The sequence below is a fragment of the Methylophaga pinxianii genome (assembly GCF_020447225.1).
In the GTDB taxonomy this organism is placed as follows: domain Bacteria; phylum Pseudomonadota; class Gammaproteobacteria; order Nitrosococcales; family Methylophagaceae; genus Methylophaga; species Methylophaga pinxianii.
In genome coordinates this window covers 1-18,962 of sequence record NZ_JAJAEO010000156.1, presented here as the reverse complement: position 1 = coordinate 18,962, position 18,962 = coordinate 1, and the positions used below count along the sequence as shown (strand labels likewise).

At 44.7% G+C, this 18,962-nt stretch carries 22 protein-coding genes; 21 read left to right on the top strand and 1 reads right to left on the bottom strand.

From position 1 onward, the window contains the following. Positions 1-6: 6 nt before the first annotated feature. The 18 genes from hpf (at position 7) to cysK (ending at position 15,409) form a co-directional block, all read left to right on the top strand. Complete coding sequence (hpf, locus tag LGT40_RS04930) at positions 7-333, top strand: ribosome hibernation-promoting factor, HPF/YfiA family (protein ID WP_069296314.1); 327 nt, start codon at positions 7-9, stop codon at positions 331-333. Positions 334-348: 15 nt separating this feature from the next. Next, a complete protein-coding gene (locus LGT40_RS04925) occupies positions 349-810 on the top strand; it encodes a PTS sugar transporter subunit IIA (RefSeq protein ID WP_226071464.1) in 462 nt (153 codons plus the stop codon). A 6-nt stretch (positions 811-816) separates the two neighbouring features. Next, the gene (locus tag LGT40_RS04920) at positions 817-1,332 is read left to right on the top strand and encodes a hypothetical protein (RefSeq protein WP_226071463.1); all 516 of its coding nucleotides are present in this window, start codon (positions 817-819) and stop codon (positions 1,330-1,332) included. 96 nt (positions 1,333-1,428) lie between these two features. After that, complete coding sequence (locus LGT40_RS04915; protein ID WP_226071461.1) at positions 1,429-1,833, top strand: PTS sugar transporter subunit IIA; 405 nt, start codon at positions 1,429-1,431, stop codon at positions 1,831-1,833. After that, positions 1,830-2,102, top strand: a complete 273-nt coding sequence (locus LGT40_RS04910; RefSeq protein WP_226071459.1) for an HPr family phosphocarrier protein — start codon at positions 1,830-1,832, stop codon at positions 2,100-2,102. The genes LGT40_RS04915 and LGT40_RS04910 overlap by 4 nt, the downstream gene beginning before the upstream one ends. Beyond that, positions 2,099-3,850 (top strand): phosphoenolpyruvate--protein phosphotransferase, encoded by a 1,752-nt coding sequence (ptsP, locus tag LGT40_RS04905; RefSeq protein ID WP_226071458.1) that lies wholly within the window; start codon positions 2,099-2,101, stop codon positions 3,848-3,850. The genes LGT40_RS04910 and ptsP overlap by 4 nt, the downstream gene beginning before the upstream one ends. A gap of 141 nt (positions 3,851-3,991) precedes the next feature. Continuing rightward, positions 3,992-5,350, top strand: coding sequence for a magnesium transporter (mgtE, locus tag LGT40_RS04900; RefSeq protein ID WP_226071456.1), 1,359 nt, complete (start codon positions 3,992-3,994; stop codon positions 5,348-5,350). A gap of 14 nt (positions 5,351-5,364) precedes the next feature. Further along, positions 5,365-6,462, top strand: a complete 1,098-nt coding sequence (gene aroC, locus LGT40_RS04895; protein WP_226071454.1) for a chorismate synthase — start codon at positions 5,365-5,367, stop codon at positions 6,460-6,462. A gap of 11 nt (positions 6,463-6,473) precedes the next feature. Beyond that, a complete protein-coding gene (locus LGT40_RS04890; protein ID WP_226071452.1) occupies positions 6,474-7,637 on the top strand; it encodes an MFS transporter in 1,164 nt (387 codons plus the stop codon). Positions 7,638-7,749: 112 nt separating this feature from the next. Beyond that, entirely contained in the window at positions 7,750-9,099 is a 1,350-nt protein-coding gene (locus LGT40_RS04885) for a Na(+)-translocating NADH-quinone reductase subunit A (protein WP_226071451.1), read from the top strand. A 2-nt stretch (positions 9,100-9,101) separates the two neighbouring features. Next, positions 9,102-10,310, top strand: coding sequence for an NADH:ubiquinone reductase (Na(+)-transporting) subunit B (locus LGT40_RS04880; protein ID WP_226071449.1), 1,209 nt, complete (start codon positions 9,102-9,104; stop codon positions 10,308-10,310). A gap of 2 nt (positions 10,311-10,312) precedes the next feature. After that, entirely contained in the window at positions 10,313-11,140 is an 828-nt protein-coding gene (locus tag LGT40_RS04875; RefSeq protein ID WP_226071448.1) for a Na(+)-translocating NADH-quinone reductase subunit C, read from the top strand. Beyond that, on the top strand, positions 11,140-11,802 hold the full coding sequence (locus LGT40_RS04870; RefSeq protein WP_226071447.1) for an NADH:ubiquinone reductase (Na(+)-transporting) subunit D: 663 nt from the start codon (positions 11,140-11,142) through the stop codon (positions 11,800-11,802). The genes LGT40_RS04875 and LGT40_RS04870 overlap by 1 nt, the downstream gene beginning before the upstream one ends. Then, positions 11,802-12,410 (top strand): NADH:ubiquinone reductase (Na(+)-transporting) subunit E, encoded by a 609-nt coding sequence (nqrE, locus tag LGT40_RS04865; RefSeq protein ID WP_226071446.1) that lies wholly within the window; start codon positions 11,802-11,804, stop codon positions 12,408-12,410. The genes LGT40_RS04870 and nqrE overlap by 1 nt, the downstream gene beginning before the upstream one ends. Next, on the top strand, positions 12,410-13,627 hold the full coding sequence (gene nqrF / locus LGT40_RS04860; protein WP_226071445.1) for an NADH:ubiquinone reductase (Na(+)-transporting) subunit F: 1,218 nt from the start codon (positions 12,410-12,412) through the stop codon (positions 13,625-13,627). Before nqrE ends, nqrF begins: the two co-directional genes overlap by 1 nt. Before the next feature lies 1 nt (position 13,628). After that, the gene (gene nqrM / locus LGT40_RS04855) at positions 13,629-13,829 is read left to right on the top strand and encodes a (Na+)-NQR maturation NqrM (RefSeq protein WP_226071444.1); all 201 of its coding nucleotides are present in this window, start codon (positions 13,629-13,631) and stop codon (positions 13,827-13,829) included. 20 nt (positions 13,830-13,849) lie between these two features. After that, a complete protein-coding gene (locus LGT40_RS04850) occupies positions 13,850-14,314 on the top strand; it encodes a CBS domain-containing protein (protein WP_226071443.1) in 465 nt (154 codons plus the stop codon). Positions 14,315-14,452: 138 nt separating this feature from the next. After that, complete coding sequence (gene cysK, locus LGT40_RS04845; protein WP_226071442.1) at positions 14,453-15,409, top strand: cysteine synthase A; 957 nt, start codon at positions 14,453-14,455, stop codon at positions 15,407-15,409. Positions 15,410-15,424: 15 nt separating this feature from the next. Here the strand turns inward: cysK and LGT40_RS04840 are convergent, their stop codons facing one another. Further along, positions 15,425-16,150, bottom strand: a complete 726-nt coding sequence (locus LGT40_RS04840; protein ID WP_226071440.1) for an alpha/beta fold hydrolase — start codon at positions 16,148-16,150, stop codon at positions 15,425-15,427. A gap of 103 nt (positions 16,151-16,253) precedes the next feature. Between LGT40_RS04840 and LGT40_RS04835 the strand changes: the two genes are divergently transcribed. The 3 genes from LGT40_RS04835 (at position 16,254) to LGT40_RS16340 (ending at position 18,237) form a co-directional block, all read left to right on the top strand. Beyond that, positions 16,254-16,622: a cupin domain-containing protein gene (locus LGT40_RS04835; protein WP_226071438.1), complete on the top strand. Its 369-nt coding sequence runs from the start codon at positions 16,254-16,256 to the stop codon at positions 16,620-16,622. A gap of 129 nt (positions 16,623-16,751) precedes the next feature. Beyond that, positions 16,752-17,162 (top strand): PAS domain-containing protein, encoded by a 411-nt coding sequence (locus tag LGT40_RS04830; RefSeq protein ID WP_226071437.1) that lies wholly within the window; start codon positions 16,752-16,754, stop codon positions 17,160-17,162. Beyond that, entirely contained in the window at positions 17,092-18,237 is a 1,146-nt protein-coding gene (locus LGT40_RS16340; RefSeq protein ID WP_226071436.1) for a sensor domain-containing diguanylate cyclase, read from the top strand. The genes LGT40_RS04830 and LGT40_RS16340 overlap by 71 nt, the downstream gene beginning before the upstream one ends. Positions 18,238-18,962 lie beyond the last annotated feature (725 nt).

The following is an 18,962-nucleotide window of genomic DNA, read 5'->3' as shown; positions in this document are numbered from 1 at the left end:
TGCATTATGCAATTAAATCTAAGCGGACAACATATTGATATTACTGACAGCCTTCGGGACCACGTCAATAAAAAATTCGAGAAGCTGACTCGTCATTTTGATCACATGACCAATGTGCATGTAGTGCTATCCGTCGAAAAGTTAAGGCAGAAAGCTGAAGCGACCGTGCATGCCAGTGGCGCCGACTTATTTGCTTCTGATGAGCAGGAAAATATGTATACCGCTATCGAAAATCTGGTTGCCAAACTGGATCGACAAATCATTAAGCACAAAGATAAAATCACCAATCATCATCAAGCTGATGGTGCTATTCAAAAACATAACGCCAGTTAAGGAGCGACATTTTTCATGCTTATCGCTGCACTACTCGTCAATGCCGACAACATCAGTTTTCACGATGAGGCTACCAGTAAAAAACGAGTGATCGAAAATCTCAGTCGTATGCTGGCAGCAAACACCAGTGCAGCAACAGCTGAAAAAATCTTTCAAGTTCTGCTCGAACGTGAACGTTTAGGCAGTACCGGGTTAGGCAAGGGCGTGGCAATTCCCCACGCCCGAGTCCCGGGGCTGACACATACAGTTGCAGCCATGCTGACCTTGGAGAACCCCATAGAATTTGAATCTGCCGATGGTAAACCCATCGATATTGCTTTTGGATTACTTGTTCCAGAAGAAGATACTGAGCATCATTTGCAGCATCTCTCACGTCTAGTGACCCTATTTCGTGATGAAGACATTTGTACACGTATTCGTCAGGCCTCTAGCGCTGACGATATTTTTGAATTACTACTGTCTATCGACGAAGAATAATATGTTATGTCTGTATCAGACATAGATAGCCAACATGGCGTCATGATTCATTATCAGGGTAAAGGCATCTTTATCTTTGGTGAGGCTGGCGTCGGAAAAAGTAGCCTGGCACTGGAGTTGATTCATCATGGTGCGAGTTTAATCGCCGATGATGTAGTAGATTTTGCTCTACAACACGACCATCTCATGGCGCATTGTCCCAAAATACTCTTTGGACTTCTCCATACACGGGAATTAGGTCTGATGGATATTCGTCAAATATGCGGTCACCAGCATTGGCAGCCACATACGATTGCTGATTTCGCTATTGAACTTAAGCAATATTCTGATTCTCCCGCCACTTTGACTTCTCATTGCTCCAGCAAATACATTCTCGGCAAGAAACTGGACGTATTGACCTTATCCCTCAATAACCCGGCGTCATTAAAAACCCGAATTGATAGCTGGCTTGCGATGCAAAAAGTACATGCATGCGATCTGCAAAAAATGCAATCCTGGCAACGACAAAAAATGGCTTTTTAGAAACAGATATTTGCCTAAAAGACCGATATCCATTACATTCATTGGCGGTAAATTACCCTTCCAGTCTGACTTTTGCTGGTGACCAAGAGAACCAAAATGACCGTAGGTATTTTAATCGTTTCACACAATCACATCGGCACTGAGTTGATTAACACAGCCAGACAAATGCTGTCTTGTTGTCCATTGCCAACAAAAGTGATCTCGATCGAAGTCAAAGACAATCCAGATGCCATCCGTAAACAGCTTGATGGTGAACTGATAGGTCTGGACCAAGGGAATGGGATTTTAATTTTGACTGATATGTTTGGCTCAACCCCGAGTAATATTGCCTGTGCAGTATCTGATCGGGAAGATATTCGAATTGTTTCAGGGCTTAATCTTCCCATGCTAATCCGTGTTTTAAACTATCCGACTTTAAGTCTTGATGAACTCGAAAACAAGGCTGTCAGTGGCGGTCAAGAAGGTATTGTACGTTGTCACCACTCGGGGTATCGTCCATGAAACAGGAACAGACATTCACCATCATTAACCGGTTGGGTCTGCATGCTCGCGCCGCAGCTAAATTTGTCACCACGGCATCTGAGTTTAATGCTGATATTCATGTTTCACGTGATGGCCGCCAGGTTAATGGAAAAAGTATTATGGGTGTCATGATGTTAGCAGCAGCCAAAGGCACTGAAATTCAGGTTACCGCCAAAGGTGATGATGCTGAATCGGCGATAAAAGCGATTGGTGAATTGATTGCCAATTATTTTGGAGAAGGCCAATGACGCTCGAGCTCCAAGGCATCGGCGTTTCTCGAGGCATTGCTATCGGCCGGGCGCATATACTGTTTCATAACCAGCCAGATGTGCGTGAATATCTCATTCCGGCATTTTCTATCGAGCAGGAAGTCGAACGGCTACTGGATGCCATTGAGCAGGCCAAACAGCAGTTAAAATCCATACGCAATCATATTCCGGCAAACGCTCCTGCGGATGTCACCTCATTTATTGATACGCATATTTTGATGCTCAATGATTCATCATTGACCAAAGTGCCAGTTGAGATGATTCGTCAACGTCGCTGTAATGCGGAATGGGCGCTTCAACTACAACGTGATGCCTTGATCAACGTTTTCAATGAAATGGATGATCCCTATCTGAGAACACGTCGTGACGATGTGGATCATGTGGTGAATCGAATTCATCGTATTCTAGCTGATCAGGAAGTCGCCGATCACGAAATCGCTGATGGCCGGCTTAAAGGTCATATTATTATCGCTGAAGACCTGACGCCAGCCGATACGGTATTGATGCAACATCAAGGTATCGCAGCCTTTGTAACAGAACACGGTGGCGCCACCTCTCATACCACCATTCTTGCCCGTAGCTTGGGGATTCCAGCGATTGTCGGTGTGGAATCTGTCCGCAGGTATGTGCAGGATAATGAACCTCTGATTGTGGATGGTGAAGCCGGTATCATGATTGCCGGTGCAGATGACGGTACACTCAAGGAATATCAGCAACGGCGCATTGCTTTTGATGAACATATTTCATCGCTTAGTCGCTATAAATCACAGCCAACGCGTACCCGTGATGGAAAAACCATCACTCTACTGGCAAACGCAGAGTTACCCGAAGACATTACAACCATCAGTAATGCAGGAGCACAGGGTATAGGTCTCTATCGAACCGAGTTTCTTTACATGAACCGCTTGGCGCCACCTGAAGAAGAAGAGCAGCTGGCCGCCTATCGTGATGTAGTAGAAGGCATGAATAATCAGCCTGTGACCATTCGTACCTTTGATTTGGGTGCCGATAAAACGGTAGATGGTGGTCGTCATCTTACACAAACCGTGGTGACCAATCCGGCATTAGGTTTGCGTGCCATTCGTCTTTGTCTGACACAACCCGCCATGTTCCGTACCCAATTGCGGGCCATTTTACGAGCCTCGGCTTATGGCAAGATTAAAATCATGTTCCCAATGATTTCAACCATGCATGAGTTGCTACAAGCTCGCAATTTACTGGAACAATGCAAGCTGGAACTGGAAAGAGAAGGCCTGGAATATGATCGCCAGATAGAAATTGGCGCCATGATTGAAATCCCGGCCAGCGCGGTCTGTGCGGAGATGTTTGCCCGCCATGTCGATTTTTTGTCGATTGGCACCAATGATTTAATTCAATATACACTGGCCATTGATCGCATCGATGACACCGTGAACTATTTATACGATCCCTTGCATCCTGCTGTGTTACGGCTGATCCATATGACTTTAGAAGCGGGACGAAAATTTAATGTGCCCGTATCAATGTGTGGTGAGATGGCTGGCGATCCTCGCTATACCCGTCTGCTACTGGCAATGGGACTGGAACATTTCAGCATGCATCCCAATGCGTTACTGGAAATAAAACAAATCATTAACGAAACTGATTTGAGTTTATTACCCGCTAATACCTTGAGCATTATGGAAGTATCCGATGCTTTGGAAGCAGATATGCTATTGGAACAAATTAACGCTCCGATCCACCATTAGTTACTAATACGCTCTCAGCACCACTGCCGCATAGAGAATAAACCGTTTATCAACATTTAAAACTATCCAGCATTAGGTAAGCAGGCTAAAATAGCCTGCAAAACCTCCCCCTACAAGTACCGACGCCCTCTGGAGCCGGATATGTCTGAGCTGGACCAACATCGCAGTCTCAATCACTCGCTGAATGCCTTTTCTGAGGCTCTGAAAAGTGGACGCTTCGTCAGAATGCGTCGTTTATTAGCCAGCTTACATCCAGCCGAAACAGCGCATTTACTGGAGTCATTACCCCCCGCTGAACGGCAGGTTTGCTGGCCGATCATTAATCCCGAATTACGCGGTGAAGTGCTCTCTTACATTGGTGAAGATGTTCGTACTGGGCTGATGACCGGTATGGATACAGCGGATCTGTTAAGTGCGACTGAAGATCTGGATACCGATGACGTGGTCGATATCCTGCAGGATTTACCAGGCCATATCATGCAGGAAGTACTGCGTGCCATGGATTCACAACGCCGGCGCCGAGTAGAGGCTATTCTGGCGTTTGAAGAGGATACGGCCGGTGGCTTGATGAACACCGACGTCGTAACCGTACGATCAGATATCACACTGGAAGTGGTATTGCGCTATTTACGAATGTATGGCGAATTGCCCGAAAACACTGACAGTTTGTATGTCGTGGATCATCAGGATAAATATCTCGGCACATTGCGTTTATCACAGGTAGTCAGTCGAAGTCGTTCACTCACTGTCCGCGAAGCGATGTCTCATCAGGTTGATCCCATACCAGCCAACATGTCGGATCATGATGTAGCGCATCGTTTTGAAAAACACGATCTGATTTCCGCCCCCGTTGTAGATAAAGACAACCATCTGCTGGGTCGTATTACTATTGATGACGTGGTCGACGTTATTCGGGATGAAGCCGAACATTCATTGTTAAGCATGGCCGGCTTAAGCGAAGACGAAGATACTTTTGCGCCAGTCAAAAAAAGCATTCATCGCCGCTCTGTCTGGCTTGGTATCAATCTGTTAACCGCTTTTTTAGCCGCGTGGGTGATCGGGCTGTTTGATACGACCATTGAAAAACTGGTGGCATTAGCTGTTTTGATGCCGATTGTAGCGAGTATGGGCGGTATTGCCGGCAGTCAAACTCTGACATTAGTAATTCGCTCAATGGCTTTGGGTCAACTGAATGACAAAAATCAGCGATGGTTGTTACGTAAAGAATTTCTGGTCGGAATGGCCAATGGTGCGATTTGGGCTATCACCATCGCCTTTGTCACATACCTTTGGTTTGGTAATTTTTTGCTCGGCATCATGATCGGCGCGGCCATAATTGTTAATATGACTGCCGCTGCAATTGCAGGAGTCTTGATTCCACTGGGACTAAAACGCATTGGTATTGACCCGGCATTGTCGGGCAGTGTGCTACTTACCACCGTAACGGACGTTGTCGGATTTATGGCCTTTCTTGGATTTGCTACTCTATTTATCGTTTAACTCGGATTTTGATTATGTCAGGCAACAGTTTTGGAAAACTTTTCACAGTCACGACGTTTGGTGAAAGCCATGGCACAGCCTTGGGTTGTATTGTCGATGGTTGCCCTCCAGGATTGGCTTTGTCTGAAGCGGATCTGCAAGGAGATCTGGATAGACGTCGTCCCGGAAAAAGCCGCCACGAGACGCAACGTCGCGAACCGGATCAAGTCAAAATCCTTTCCGGAATTTTTGAAGGTAAAACTACCGGAACCCCGATTGGCTTACTAATTGAAAACGTGGATCAACGATCAAAAGATTACGGCAATATCGCCGAGCAATTTCGTCCGGCTCACGCTGATTATGCCTATCAACATAAATATGGGTTACGTGACTACCGTGGTGGTGGTCGCTCTTCCGCACGTGAGACCGCTATGCGTGTCGCTGCGGGAGGCATTGCCAAAAAATTCCTCAAACAGCGTTATGGTATCGAGATTCAGGGGTATTTGAGCCAATTAGGTCCAATTAAAGCTGAAACGCTGGATTGGTCACATATTGAAAACAGTTTATTTTTCAATCCGGACCCCAACATTGAGAGTCAACTGGAAGATTACATGGATGCCTTACGTAAGGAAGGCAACTCGATTGGAGCACGTATTAATGTCATTGCTCGTCATGTACCTCCCGGCTTGGGTGAACCGATTTTCGATCGTCTGGATGCGGATATTGCTCATGCAATGATGAGCATTAACGCAGTAAAAGGCGTGGAAATCGGTGCAGGTTTTGAGTCGGTGACCCAAAAAGGAACTGAGCATCGCGATGAACTGACACCAGAGGGATTTTTAAGTAACCATGCTGGGGGCACTTTGGGTGGCATTTCCAGTGGACAGGATTTATTGGTGAGCATGGCGCTGAAACCTACCTCCAGCCTGCGAATTCCTGGTCGTAGCATCAACACTAGAGGCGAACCTATTGAGGTCGTTACCCACGGTCGCCACGATCCCTGCGTCGGCATTCGTGCAACACCGATTGCTGAAGCTATGCTGGCATTAGTATTGATGGATCATGTCTTACGTCACCGGGCCCAGAATATGGATGTAACCACTGACACCCCTATTATTCCGGCGCAAGCCTGATCTGATCGCTGGTGCCTTTTTCCGGTCTACCTTACTGGCGATTGTCAGGGTTTTATCTATTTTATTTTGCAACCTTGGGTATTCTGGTGCCCTATTGGGGTCTTTACCTGCAATGGGAAGGGTTTAGCGCCAGGGAGATTGGTGAAATAACCGCCATTTTATTGGCAACCCGAATCATTGCTCCCAACGTGTGGGGGTGGATTGCGGATCATCGTGGTCAACGTATACACATTGTAAGGTTGGCCAGTTTTTTCAGCATTTTGGCATTCTCCGCCATTTTTATTTCACAAAGTTATTATTGGATTGCCGGTGTGATGATGGTATTCAGCTTTTTCTGGAATGCGTCTCTACCACAATTTGAAGTTACTACTCTGCAGCATCTGGGGGAAAACAGTCATCATTACAGCAAGATCCGGATATGGGGCTCCATCGGTTTTATTTGTGTCGTGGTTTTACTCGGCTGGTTAATGGATCGGTATGATGCCGGGATTGTGCCTTATGCTTTATTACTGTCAATCAGTGGGATTTGGTTAATCAGCCTGACGGTACCTGAATCAGCCAGCCGTCACCTCAGTCTAAATCATGTTCCTATTCGAAAGCTGCTCAAACAACCCGCCGTTCGTGCTTTTTTGGCTATCTGTTTTTTAATGCTGGTCAGTCACGGTCCTTACTATACGTTTTACAGTATTTATCTCGAGCAGCATGGTTACAGCCGCACAATGATTGGACAGCTATGGGCATTGGGTGTGATCGCAGAGCTTTTAGTTTTTTTGATAATGCATCGATGGCTCCCCCGCTTTGGTATTCGTAAAGTATTACTTGGCAGTCTTGTGCTGGCGGCTTTTCGCTGGCTGCTCATTGCATTATTTGCCGATCATGTTTTTATGCTTATTGCTGCCCAAACATTACATGCCGCCAGTTATGGTGCATATCATGCGGCCTCAATTGCCTGGGTTCATCAACACTTCACCGGGCGTAATCAAGGTCGTGGCCAAGCGCTATACAGCAGTATGAGCTTTGGCGCGGGTGGCGCGGTCGGTAGTCTGCTAAGTGGTTATTTATGGCTAAACCCCGGACCTGAATGGACTTTTATACTGGCAGCTTTCACGGCAAGCAGTGCTTTTTTCATTGGTTTCATCTGGCTTAAAAGTGCCACAATAATTACGAAAAAATAACCATGCCAATAGCAAGGTAAGCTTCCCATAAGTACTGTAAAGCCGCTATACTCCTACGCTGATAATTTCAAAAGCCAACAGTGCGCATGCACTGCTTCTGACTAGGTGGGATATGCATTTCTCAATTAAGAAAGGGCTGACACTGCCCCTTGCCGGTGCCCCGGAGCAAAAAATTAGCCAGGCTAATCCGGTGCAATCGGTTGCGGTGTTAGGTCATGAATACGTTGGTATGAAGCCAACGATGCTGGTTGAAGAGGGTCAGCGGGTAAAACTAGGTGAAGCATTATTCACTGATAAAAAAATCTCCGGTGTAACTTATACAGCACCCGGCGCTGGCATAATCAAAGCGATTAATCGAGGGGCCAAACGGGCGTTGCAATCAGTAGTGATTGAGCTTGAAGGTGACGAAGAAGTTACTTTTAAACAGTACCCGGAGAGTGAACTGCCAACGCTTACACGTGAACAAGTTCAGCAGAATCTGGTTGAGTCTGGTTTATGGACAGCATTACGCACTCGTCCATATAGTCGAACGCCAGAACTGGATAGCGAACCGAAGGCAATCTTCATTACCGCCATCGACACCAATCCGCTTGCTGCGGATCCCAACCTGATCATTAATGAATATGCAGACGATTTTCGTCATGGACTAACGGTGTTAAGTCATCTGACCAGCGGTAAACTCTATCTCTGTCAATCACCCAAAGCCGCTTTACCTACTCCAGACATCAAAAATTTAGAAACCCCCACTTTCTCAGGCCCACATCCCGCAGGTTTGGTAGGAACTCATATTCATTTTATTGAACCCGTCAGTGTCAACAAAACGGTTTGGCATATCGGTTACCAGGATGTCATCGCAATAGGTAAACTTTTCACCACGGGCCGCCTCTGGGTCGAACGGATTATCTCACTGGCTGGCCCTATGGTGAATAATCCTCGATTAATTCGTACTCGACTTGGTGCGAATACTGAAGATTTAGTTCGCGGTGAAGGACAAAATGTGCGTTCACGTGTTATCTCAGGCTCTGTCTTTAATGGCCATACAGCCAATAACTGGGCAGCCTATCTGGGCCGTTTTCATAACCAAATTTCTGTACTTGAAGAAGGAACTCATCGCGAGCTTCTGGGCTGGATTCGTCCAGGCGGAGCGAATAAATACTCTGCACTCAACGTATTTTTCAGCAAAATATTTGGCAAAAAAGACTTGCCTCTTACCACCTCGCAAAATGGCAGTCCACGCGCCATGGTTCCAGTAGGTGTATTTGAAACTGTGATGCCGTTAGACATATTGCCAACGCAACTGCTGAGAGCTTTATTGGTCAGAGATACTGATACTGCTCAGGCGTTGGGGTGCCTTGAGTTAGATGAAGAAGACTTGGCCTTATGCTCATATGTCTGTTCAGGCAAATATGACTATGGCCCTGCGCTGAGAGCCAATCTTACACAAATAGAAAAAGAAGGATAACCATGGCGCGTTTAAGAAGATTCCTAGACCGGATAGAGCCGTCATTCCAAAAAGGCGGACCTTACGAGAAGTACTTTGCCGTTTATGAGATGATCGATACGTTCATCTACAGTCCTGGCGATGTAACTCGTGGTTCACCTCATGTACGTGATGGTATCGACCTTAAACGAGTGATGAGTTATGTCGTCCTGGCGACTTTCCCAGTATTATTGTTGATGCTTTGGAATACGGGTTTTCAAGCCAATAGTGCAATGGCACAACTCGGCATGTCGACACTTGAGGGATGGCGCGGTTGGATTCTCACCAGCTTCGGTGTTGGATACGATCCCAACAGCGTGTTCTCAAACATGTTCCATGGATTGCTTTACTTTATTCCTATCTATCTCACCACCTTGATTGCCGGCGGTATATTTGAAGTCATCTTTGCCGCGGTGAGAAACCATGAGGTCAATGAAGGCTTTCTGGTTACCTCGATGCTTTACAGCCTGACTCTTCCACCCTCTACGCCATTATGGCAAGTCGCTCTAGGTATCATATTTGGTGTAGTCATTGGTAAAGAAGTATTTGGTGGTACCGGCAAAAACTTCTTGAACCCGGCATTAACCGGTCGGGCATTCTTATACTTTGCTTATCCTGCACAAATGTCCGGTGACGCTGTCTGGACAGCCATTGATGGCTATACTGGCGCGACACCCCTTGCTCTTGCAGCATTAGGGGGGTTGGAAGCCGTCACTGAAGCTGGCTATACCTGGACACAAACTTTTATTGGACATATGCCAGGTTCGTTAGGGGAAACCTCTACCTTGGCCATTTTGCTGGGTGCAGCTTTCCTGCTTTATACCCGAATTGCTTCTTTCCGCATTATTTTTGGTGTATTTCTAGGCATGGTCGCGACAAGCTGGCTGTTTAACATGATAGGTAGTGATACTAACCCCATGTTTGGCCTACCCTGGTACTGGCATTTATCGCTTGGCGGTTTTGCCTTTGGTATGGTTTTTATGGCCACCGATCCGGTATCGGCAGCTATGACGAATAAAGGACGCTGGATATACGGTATTCTGATTGGCTTTATGACCGTTCTGATACGCGTCATTAATCCTGCCTTTCCAGAAGGCATTATGCTAGCCATTCTGTTCGCCAATATATTTGCCCCTCTTATCGACTATTTTGTCGTTCAGTCCAACATTAAACGAAGACTACAGCGAAGCTAACCATGGCAGAAATCACACAGAAAAAAGGGTTTTTGGGCCAGCTCTTGCAGAGGCCTAATGACGATCCGAAAAAAACCATCTTCATTGCCATTGTGCTTTGTCTGGTATGTTCGGTTATGGTCTCCACTGCAGCGGTCTCATTGAAATCACGCCAGGTGGTAAATCAAAAAAATGATATCCGACAAAACATTCTGGCAGTTACCGGCCAGTTTGAGCCAGGTATGGATATGGAAGCCGCATTTGAAAAATTTGAAGTGCGCTTAGTGGATCTGTCAACCGGGCAGTATGCTGAAACGGATCTGGATCCGGCCACTTATGATCAACGTAAAGCCGCTGGCTCTCCTGATCTAGGTGTTCGTCTGAATGATCAGGAGGATATTGCAAGTATCGGCTCACGCGCTAAGTACGTCCCTATTTATATTCTTAGGGAAGGTGAAGAAATCCAGCAGCTGGTCATCCCTATTCATGGGTATGGATTATGGTCAACCATGTACGGTTTCCTCTCCTTAGGAAGTGACTTCAATACTATTCAAGGCCTGCGCTTTTATGAACACGCTGAAACACCAGGCTTGGGTGGCGAGATAGAAAACCCTCGCTGGCTGGCGAAATGGGAAGGCAAAAAGATATACGATGAAAATGGCAATGTGGAGTTCCGTGTTGCCCGCGGTTATGTTGATAATAATTCCCCCCAAGCAGAATACAAAGTCGATGGATTATCCGGTGCCACCCTTACCAGCAAGGGTGTTTCCAATATGATTTCATTTTGGTTAGGTGAAGACGGCTTTGGCCCTTATTTAAAAAATATGCGTTCCGAACGGGGGATTAACTGATGGCAAGCCAAGCAAAAAATAATGTTATCGATCCAATCATTGATAATAACCCGATAACCTTACAAGTTTTAGGTATTTGTTCTGCTCTGGCAGTAACAACCAATATGACAGCAGCACTGATAATGTGTATCGCTTTGACTTCGGTGACAGCATTTTCCGGAGCGATTATCAGTTTAATCCGTCACCATATTCCCTCAAGTATTCGGATTATTGTTCAAATGACGGTGATTGCCTCTCTGGTTATCATCGTTGACCAGATTCTCAAGGCCTATGCTTACGAGGCGAGCAAACAATTATCCGTCTTTGTTGGCTTAATTATCACCAACTGTATCGTCTTGGGACGTGCCGAAGCTTATGCCATGAAAAACTCTCCTGGTATGAGTTTTCTTGATGGTCTGGGAAATGGATTAGGTTACAGCGTTGTATTACTTGTTGTGGCTTTCTTCCGTGAACTATTTGGTGCTGGAAAACTGTTTGGGCAGACGATTATCCCGGTCGCGAATGAAGGTGGCTGGTATGTACCCAATGGTTTGATGCTGTTACCGCCAAGTGCGTTTTTCATCATTGGTCTGATGATTTGGGCTATCCGCAGCTGGAAGCCGCAACAGGTTGAAGCACCGGATTATCAAATTCATCAAGTACATCGCACGGAGGTATTGTAATGGAGCATTACCTCAGTCTGTTTATTCGCTCGATTTTTGTCGAAAATCTGGCATTAGCTTTCTTTTTGGGTATGTGTACCTTTCTTGCGGTTTCCAAGAAAATTGAAACTGCTTTAGGTCTTGGCATTGCGGTGGTATTGGTTCAGGCTGTTACGGTGCCGACCAACAATTTAATTTATCAATACTTGCTCAAGGAGGGCGCACTGTCCTGGGCTGGTTTACCAGATGTAGATTTAAGCTTTCTAGGTCTTATCAGCTACATTGGTGTTATCGCCGCAATGGTGCAGATTATCGAAATGGCGATGGATAAATATGTCCCCTCCCTCTATAACGCCCTGGGTATTTTCTTACCACTGATTACGGTGAACTGCGCCATCCTTGGCGGCACATTATTCATGGTTGAACGTGATTATAATCTGGCAGAAAGTGCTGTTTATGGTGTTGGCAGTGGCTTGGGTTGGGCACTAGCGATTACTGCCATCGCAGGGATCAGAGAGAAACTTAAATATTCCGATGTACCTGACGGCTTACAAGGGCTTGGCATTACCTTTATAACCGCCGGTTTGATGGCGTTAGGGTTCATGGCATTTTCGGGGATTCAACTCTAATGGAAATCATCTTAGGCATTGTATTATTTACACTTATCATCATGGTGCTGGTATTCGTCATTCTCAGTGCCCGCTCCAAATTGGTTGCGACAGGTGATATTGAAATTATCATTAATGATGAAAAAACGATTAAAACCAAAGCCGGTGGCAAATTACTTGGGGCTCTGGCGGATGCAAATCTATTTGTATCTTCTGCCTGTGGTGGAGGCGGTACCTGTGCCCAATGCAAAGTAAAAATCTTCGAAGGTGGTGGTTCTATACTGCCCACCGAAGAATCACACATCACTAAACGTGAAGCAGCGGAAGGTGATCGTTTATCTTGTCAGGTTGCAGTTAAACAGAATATGCGTATCCAGGTACCGGAAGAAGTTTTCGGTGTTAAAAAGTGGGAATGTACTGTTCGCTCCAATGATAATGTTGCCACCTTTATCAAAGAACTGATTCTTGAATTGCCGGAAGGCGAAAACGTCAATTTTAGGGCTGGCGGATTTATCCAGATAGAATGCCCTCCTCATACGGTTGAATACAAAAATTTCATTATTGCTGATGAATACCGTCCAGACTGGGATCGTTTTGACCTGTGGCGTTACAAGTCTGTAGTGAAAGAGAATGTCGTTCGTGCTTACTCGATGGCAAACTACCCGGATGAAAAGGGTATCGTGATGCTGAATGTACGGATCGCTTCCCCACCGCCAAACGCAGATGATGTTCCACCCGGCATTATGTCTTCTTATATATTTGATCTTAAGCCCGGTGATAAAGTGACAATTTCAGGACCCTTTGGTGAGTTCTTTGCCAAAGACACGGATAAAGAAATGGTATTTATAGGTGGGGGTGCCGGTATGGCTCCTATGCGCTCTCACATCTTTGATCAGTTACGCCGCCTTAAATCAAAACGTAAAATGACCTTCTGGTACGGTGCTCGTAGTTTGCGTGAGATGTTCTACACAGAAGATTTTGATGAACTGGCCGCTGAAAATGATAACTTTACGTGGCACGTAGCTTTATCAGATGCTTTACCAGAAGATAACTGGACCGGCTACACAGGGTTTATTCATAATGTCATTTATGAAAACTATTTAAAAAACCATCCGGCTCCCGAGGATTGTGAATATTATATGTGTGGTCCCCCGATGATGAACTCAGCAGTCATCAAAATGCTCGAAGATTTAGGTGTTGAACCTGAAAATATCATGCTTGATGATTTCGGAGGCTAAAATGAATACTTTCCTTGCCGCATTTGTCATTATTTTACTGGCTGTTATGGCTATGGCCATCGGTGTAATTTTTGGCCGTTCGGCAATAAAAGGCAGTTGTGGAGGATTGAATCAGGTAGGCCTTTCAGGAAGTTGTGGTGGCGCCTGTTCAGTTCAGGAAAAAGAAGAGTGTGAAGCCCGAAAAAGGGCACAACAAAATTAAATAGCGTCAGGGAGTAGCCCATGCTTGCATCACTCAAAGTTAAAGACCATATGAATGGCACCAAAATCACCTTTACTCCAGAAATGGATGTGCTACGGGCGATTCATCAACTGATTGAGTTTAAAATATCCGGCGCTCCTGTTATTGATCAGCATGGAAACCTGATTGGTTTTCTCTCTGAAAAGGACTGCATGCAAGTAGCACTCAATGCTGCTTATCAAGGAGAGTCGGCTGGCAGAGTCGAAGAGTACATGCACAATAAGGTAGAGACCATTGATTTTGAAGCATCGATAATCGAAGTCGCAGAAAAGTTTTTACAGACACCTTATAAATGTTTGCCGGTTATCAAAGAAAATCGCCTGGTCGGTTCAATAACACGACAAAATATTCTGAAAGCATTAGAACTAACTTCCAATCCTGATAGTAAGCAACCAGCAAAACAATCAACTAAACAAAATATTCATGTCAGTAACAGCGTTTCCTGACAGACCAATTTTATATCCAAAAAAAACAGCCACTTTGTGGCTGTTTTTGTATGCACGAACCTAAAACTTGCAGAGGATTTTTTTGCTAATGCAATTTAGTGTAAGCTTTGAATATCTAATCAAATCGGCTGAGTTTTTATGATCTATAACAGCATTCTCGATACTATCGGTAATACCCCTATCGTACGTTTAAACAATATTGCTCCCAAACACGTGGAAATGTACGTTAAGGTTGAAGCATTCAACCCCATGGCTTCCGTCAAAGATCGACTGGCCTTTGCGGTCATTGATGATGCAGAAAAACGTGGAGTACTAAAACCTGGCCAAACAGTGATTGAAGCAACGTCAGGCAACACTGGTATTGCTCTAGCTATGGTTTGTGCAGCAAAGGGATACCCGTTTGTTGCCACTATGGTAGAAACCTTTTCTATTGAACGCCGTAAAATCATGCGTGCACTGGGTGCTAAAGTTATTCTTACCCCGGCAGCAGAAAAAGGTACAGGAATGGTAAAAAAGGCCGAGGAACTTGCTGAAAAACATGGCTGGTTCCTTGCCCGACAATTTGAAAATCCTGCCAATCCTGCCTTTCATCGAAATACCACCGGTCCTGAAATTCTCAGTGACTTCGCAGGAAAACGTCTTGATTATTGGGTTTCTGGTTGGGGTACAGGTGGAACCTTAACAGGTGCAGGTGAAATGATAAAACTTGCCAGACCAGATACCAGAATTGTTGCAACAGAACCCGCTGCTGCTTCGATGTTAGCTGGAGATGACTGGCATCCACATAAAATTCAAGGCTGGACTCCGGATTTCATTCCGGATGTTTTAAATCGGGATATTCATGACGAACTGTATCCTGTTACCGATGAAGAATCAAAAAGCTGGGCATTACGTCTAGCCAGTGAAGAAGGCATCTTCTGTGGATTATCTTGTGGTGGAACTGTCGCTGCAGCTATGAAAGTTGCTGAAAATGCTGCTGAAGGTTCGGTGATTCTTGCCATGCTGCCTGATACAGGCGAACGCTATCTTTCAACTTATTTATTCGAAGGTATGAATGAAGGGTCGGATGATGAATGGCTGGCTAGCCTAAGCTAGCCAGCCATTGGTATTTTACTCCGGTAGCACCTCCGCTACGGCCATTGACCAGCAACAGGTGTGATCAGCCCCACCCACTAGGTAACTTTTTATTTTTTCACGTGTTTTGAATTTAGACAGATAGGACATTAATACTGACCCAGGCACGACAGAATCATGATCACCTATCAAGTGCACCTGAGGTATGGTCTCTAATTCAGCACTATAATCTATTGGATTTAACGACCCGGTTAGAGGGGCCGAATCATTGAATTCTGTCCACCATTTGTGATCGAGATTACCGGCAACGGTCACTAACAGTGCAACATCGCCCCTTTTTGATGCAATGATTGAAGCAATAGCCCCTCCACCCGAATAACCAATTAAGCGAATTTGATTTGCTTGATACCTGTTTTTTATTTCAGTTATCGCCATATCCATGGAATCAACCACTGCTTGTGAATATCGGTGTGAAGTCCATAATTCACGGTTACATGAATTGAACCGTGTTACTTTCAGAAACTGACAGGGGCGACCGATATAAACGCTATCTCCCCCGGTTTCCTGTGCTAGCCTCAATGCGATACCAGGCTCACCATCACCTTCAATAAAAATATTCAGAATTTCAGCCCGTTTCAATTCCGGCGGAACAAAACCTATCATGATATGAGATCCGCCTGATAATATCAGGCGACTCCAAGAAGCTAACTCGTTCGCCTGTACACCAAATGAAATGACTAACAGAAAAATGAATGTTTTCATGGAACACCTCCTTACAGGGTGACATGAAAATATCTGCATAGAAGATGCCAAACCATAAATCGTTATTTTGCTTAATAGATTCGGCTTTGTTTAAAATCTGCTTATGAAATCAAAAATACAGCATTATCAAGCAGGCCAGGAATACTTTTTTATTGAAGGCTGCTTTATCAATGAATTATCAAATAACGTAGAAGATCCTGAGCTTTCGGTAGCCCGAGCCAGGGTTGAACCGGGAGTGACCACCCAATGGCACTATTTAGTAAATACCACTGAACGATACGTTATTCTGGAAGGAAGTGGCGTCGTAGAAATTGGTAATTTACTCCCTCAAGAAGTGAACATAGGCGATGTCGTTATTATTCCACGCAATACTCGACAAAGAATTTCCAATACAGGAGCTAAAGATCTTGTTTTTCTGGCCTTATGTACGCCTCGGTTTAAGGCAGAAAACTACAAAGCTGACTTGACTTAAATTTATTTGCTCGCCAAGGTATGCTTAATTAGCATTATTTATTTAATCGTTGGTCATAGATATATATTCATATAGAACCGATAAATATTGATTATCACCATAGTCACACAGTAAGGGAATGATTTAACAATGGCGTTAAATACTGGAATGGATGAAGCAAATGAACAATCTCCGGCAATGCAATTGGAAGATATTAACTTCCAAACACTGGCTGAAGATGCACCTGTTACGCTGTGGCTCACAGACATTCATGGAAATGTAATTTTTACCAATAATCAATATAAAAATTTTATTGGCCGTGAAAAGGTTGAGAAGCTAGGTGGAAAGGCTTGGTTTAATGCATTACACCCTGAAGATCGAGACTACTGTTTAACTGTATTCAAGGATGCCTTTGAAACTTATAAACCATTTACAATGGAATACCGCTTACGACGCCGTGATGGGGAATACAGACACTTTATTGATCACGGTGAGCCATACATACATAGATGGTCATGGCCGCTTTGCAGGTTTTGTAGGTTCCTCAACAGATATTACTGAACAAAAATTATCAGAAGATGAATTGAAAAAGTCTCATCAGGAACTGACACAATATAACTATGAAATGAACCTGATAAATCAGCTTAATTCATATCTCCAAGTGTGCCGATCCGTTGATGAAACCTATCCGATTGTCTCCTATTATGCCGAGCAGATTTTTCCTGATTGCACAGGTGCTTTATATTTATTTAATGATAAAAAAACACTTGTAGAATCAATGACAACCTGGGGAATTACCGAACACATCAAAAGTGCGCCGGTTATTGCACCTGACGACTGTTGGTCGTTGCGCCAGGGTAAGGAGCACACAACACTTGATAATGATGGAAGACTCCGCTGTAAGCATGTAAGTGAAGGTGTTAGTAACTATATCTGCGAGCCAATTATTGCACAGGGCGAAATGCTCGGCATGCTGCATATCGAATTTAATGGCGCAAAACACAAAGTTGGAGAAGAAAAAACCTATTATGTAGAATCCCGAAAACGCCTAGTTAAAATTACTGCAGATAATCTTGCTTTGTCCCTTGTCAGTTTGAAACTTAAAGAAGCGTTACAATCTCAATCTGTTCGGGATCCGTTGACTTACCTCTTTAATCGCCGCTTTATGGAAGAAAGCCTCGAACGTGAAATTCATCGTTGTGCAAGGGCCCAACATGGACTTGGACTCATTCTTTCAGACATTGATCATTTCAAACAATTTAATGATGATTATGGACATGATGCTGGTGATCTCGTTCTTGTTGAATATGCCAACATCTTAAAAAGTCATTTTCGTAGTAGTGATGTTATCTGTCGCTATGGCGGTGAAGAATTCATAATTATCATGCCAGACATTGATAAAGCTGACCTGATTAAGCGAGCAGAAATGCTTTGCCAGGAAGTTGCTGCTTGGGAGTTGTTATATCAGAATAAACCCCTCCCTTCTATAACAGCCTCCTTTGGTGTGGCTTACTTGCATAATACGCTTGTTGAAAAATCCGACATCATTAAAGCAGCTGATGTTGCATTATATGAAGCCAAAAATAATGGACGTAATCAAGTTGTCGTTTCGTCAACTGAGTTTATTGACGTATAGTCTAACAAGATGGCTTCTGGACGCATATTACACAGCAGGAAAATCAAACCTAATTGTGTACGATATTGCCATCTGCGTGGTACTACTATGTTCTCCTAGACTTGGGCTCCCGAATCAGAACACAGATACCTTACTAAGATAAAAATCAATAACATCCCCCCAGGGATCTCCTTGGTTTATCGTCTCTTCCCGGAACCTGTGGGCTTTCGTTCTGCCGATAACCGGGCTGGTACGGAGCTTGCTTCCATCAGCCTGTCGTACCGGCCAAGTGAACGCCTGGCAGTGTTGGTGACCTATCCAAAGCCTCGCAGTTATTTTCATTGCATGTGATGTGCGCCGGGAACGCAGGAGCGGTTATCGGTCACTCTGTTCAAGTAAGTCACATTGTCTAAACGATAGAGAATAAAAAAGGCCAATCTCGCTCGAGATTGGCCTTTTCTATTATATAAAAGCCTGGCAGTTATTCACATGGATGTGATGTATGCCGATAACACAGGAGCAGTTATCGGTGACCTACTTTGACTGGGCACTTCCTGTGCCCAGCCCTTCGGGCGCCTCTGGCGTCCATTTTTGCTCCCGGCAAAAATGTCACATGGGGTGGCCTGTTCAAGAAAACGCCATCCCAAACCTTGAGACAAAAAAATACCCGGGCCTCTGTAAGGACCGGGTATTGCTTTATATAAAAGCCTGGCAGTGACCTACTTTCACATGGGAACTCCCACACT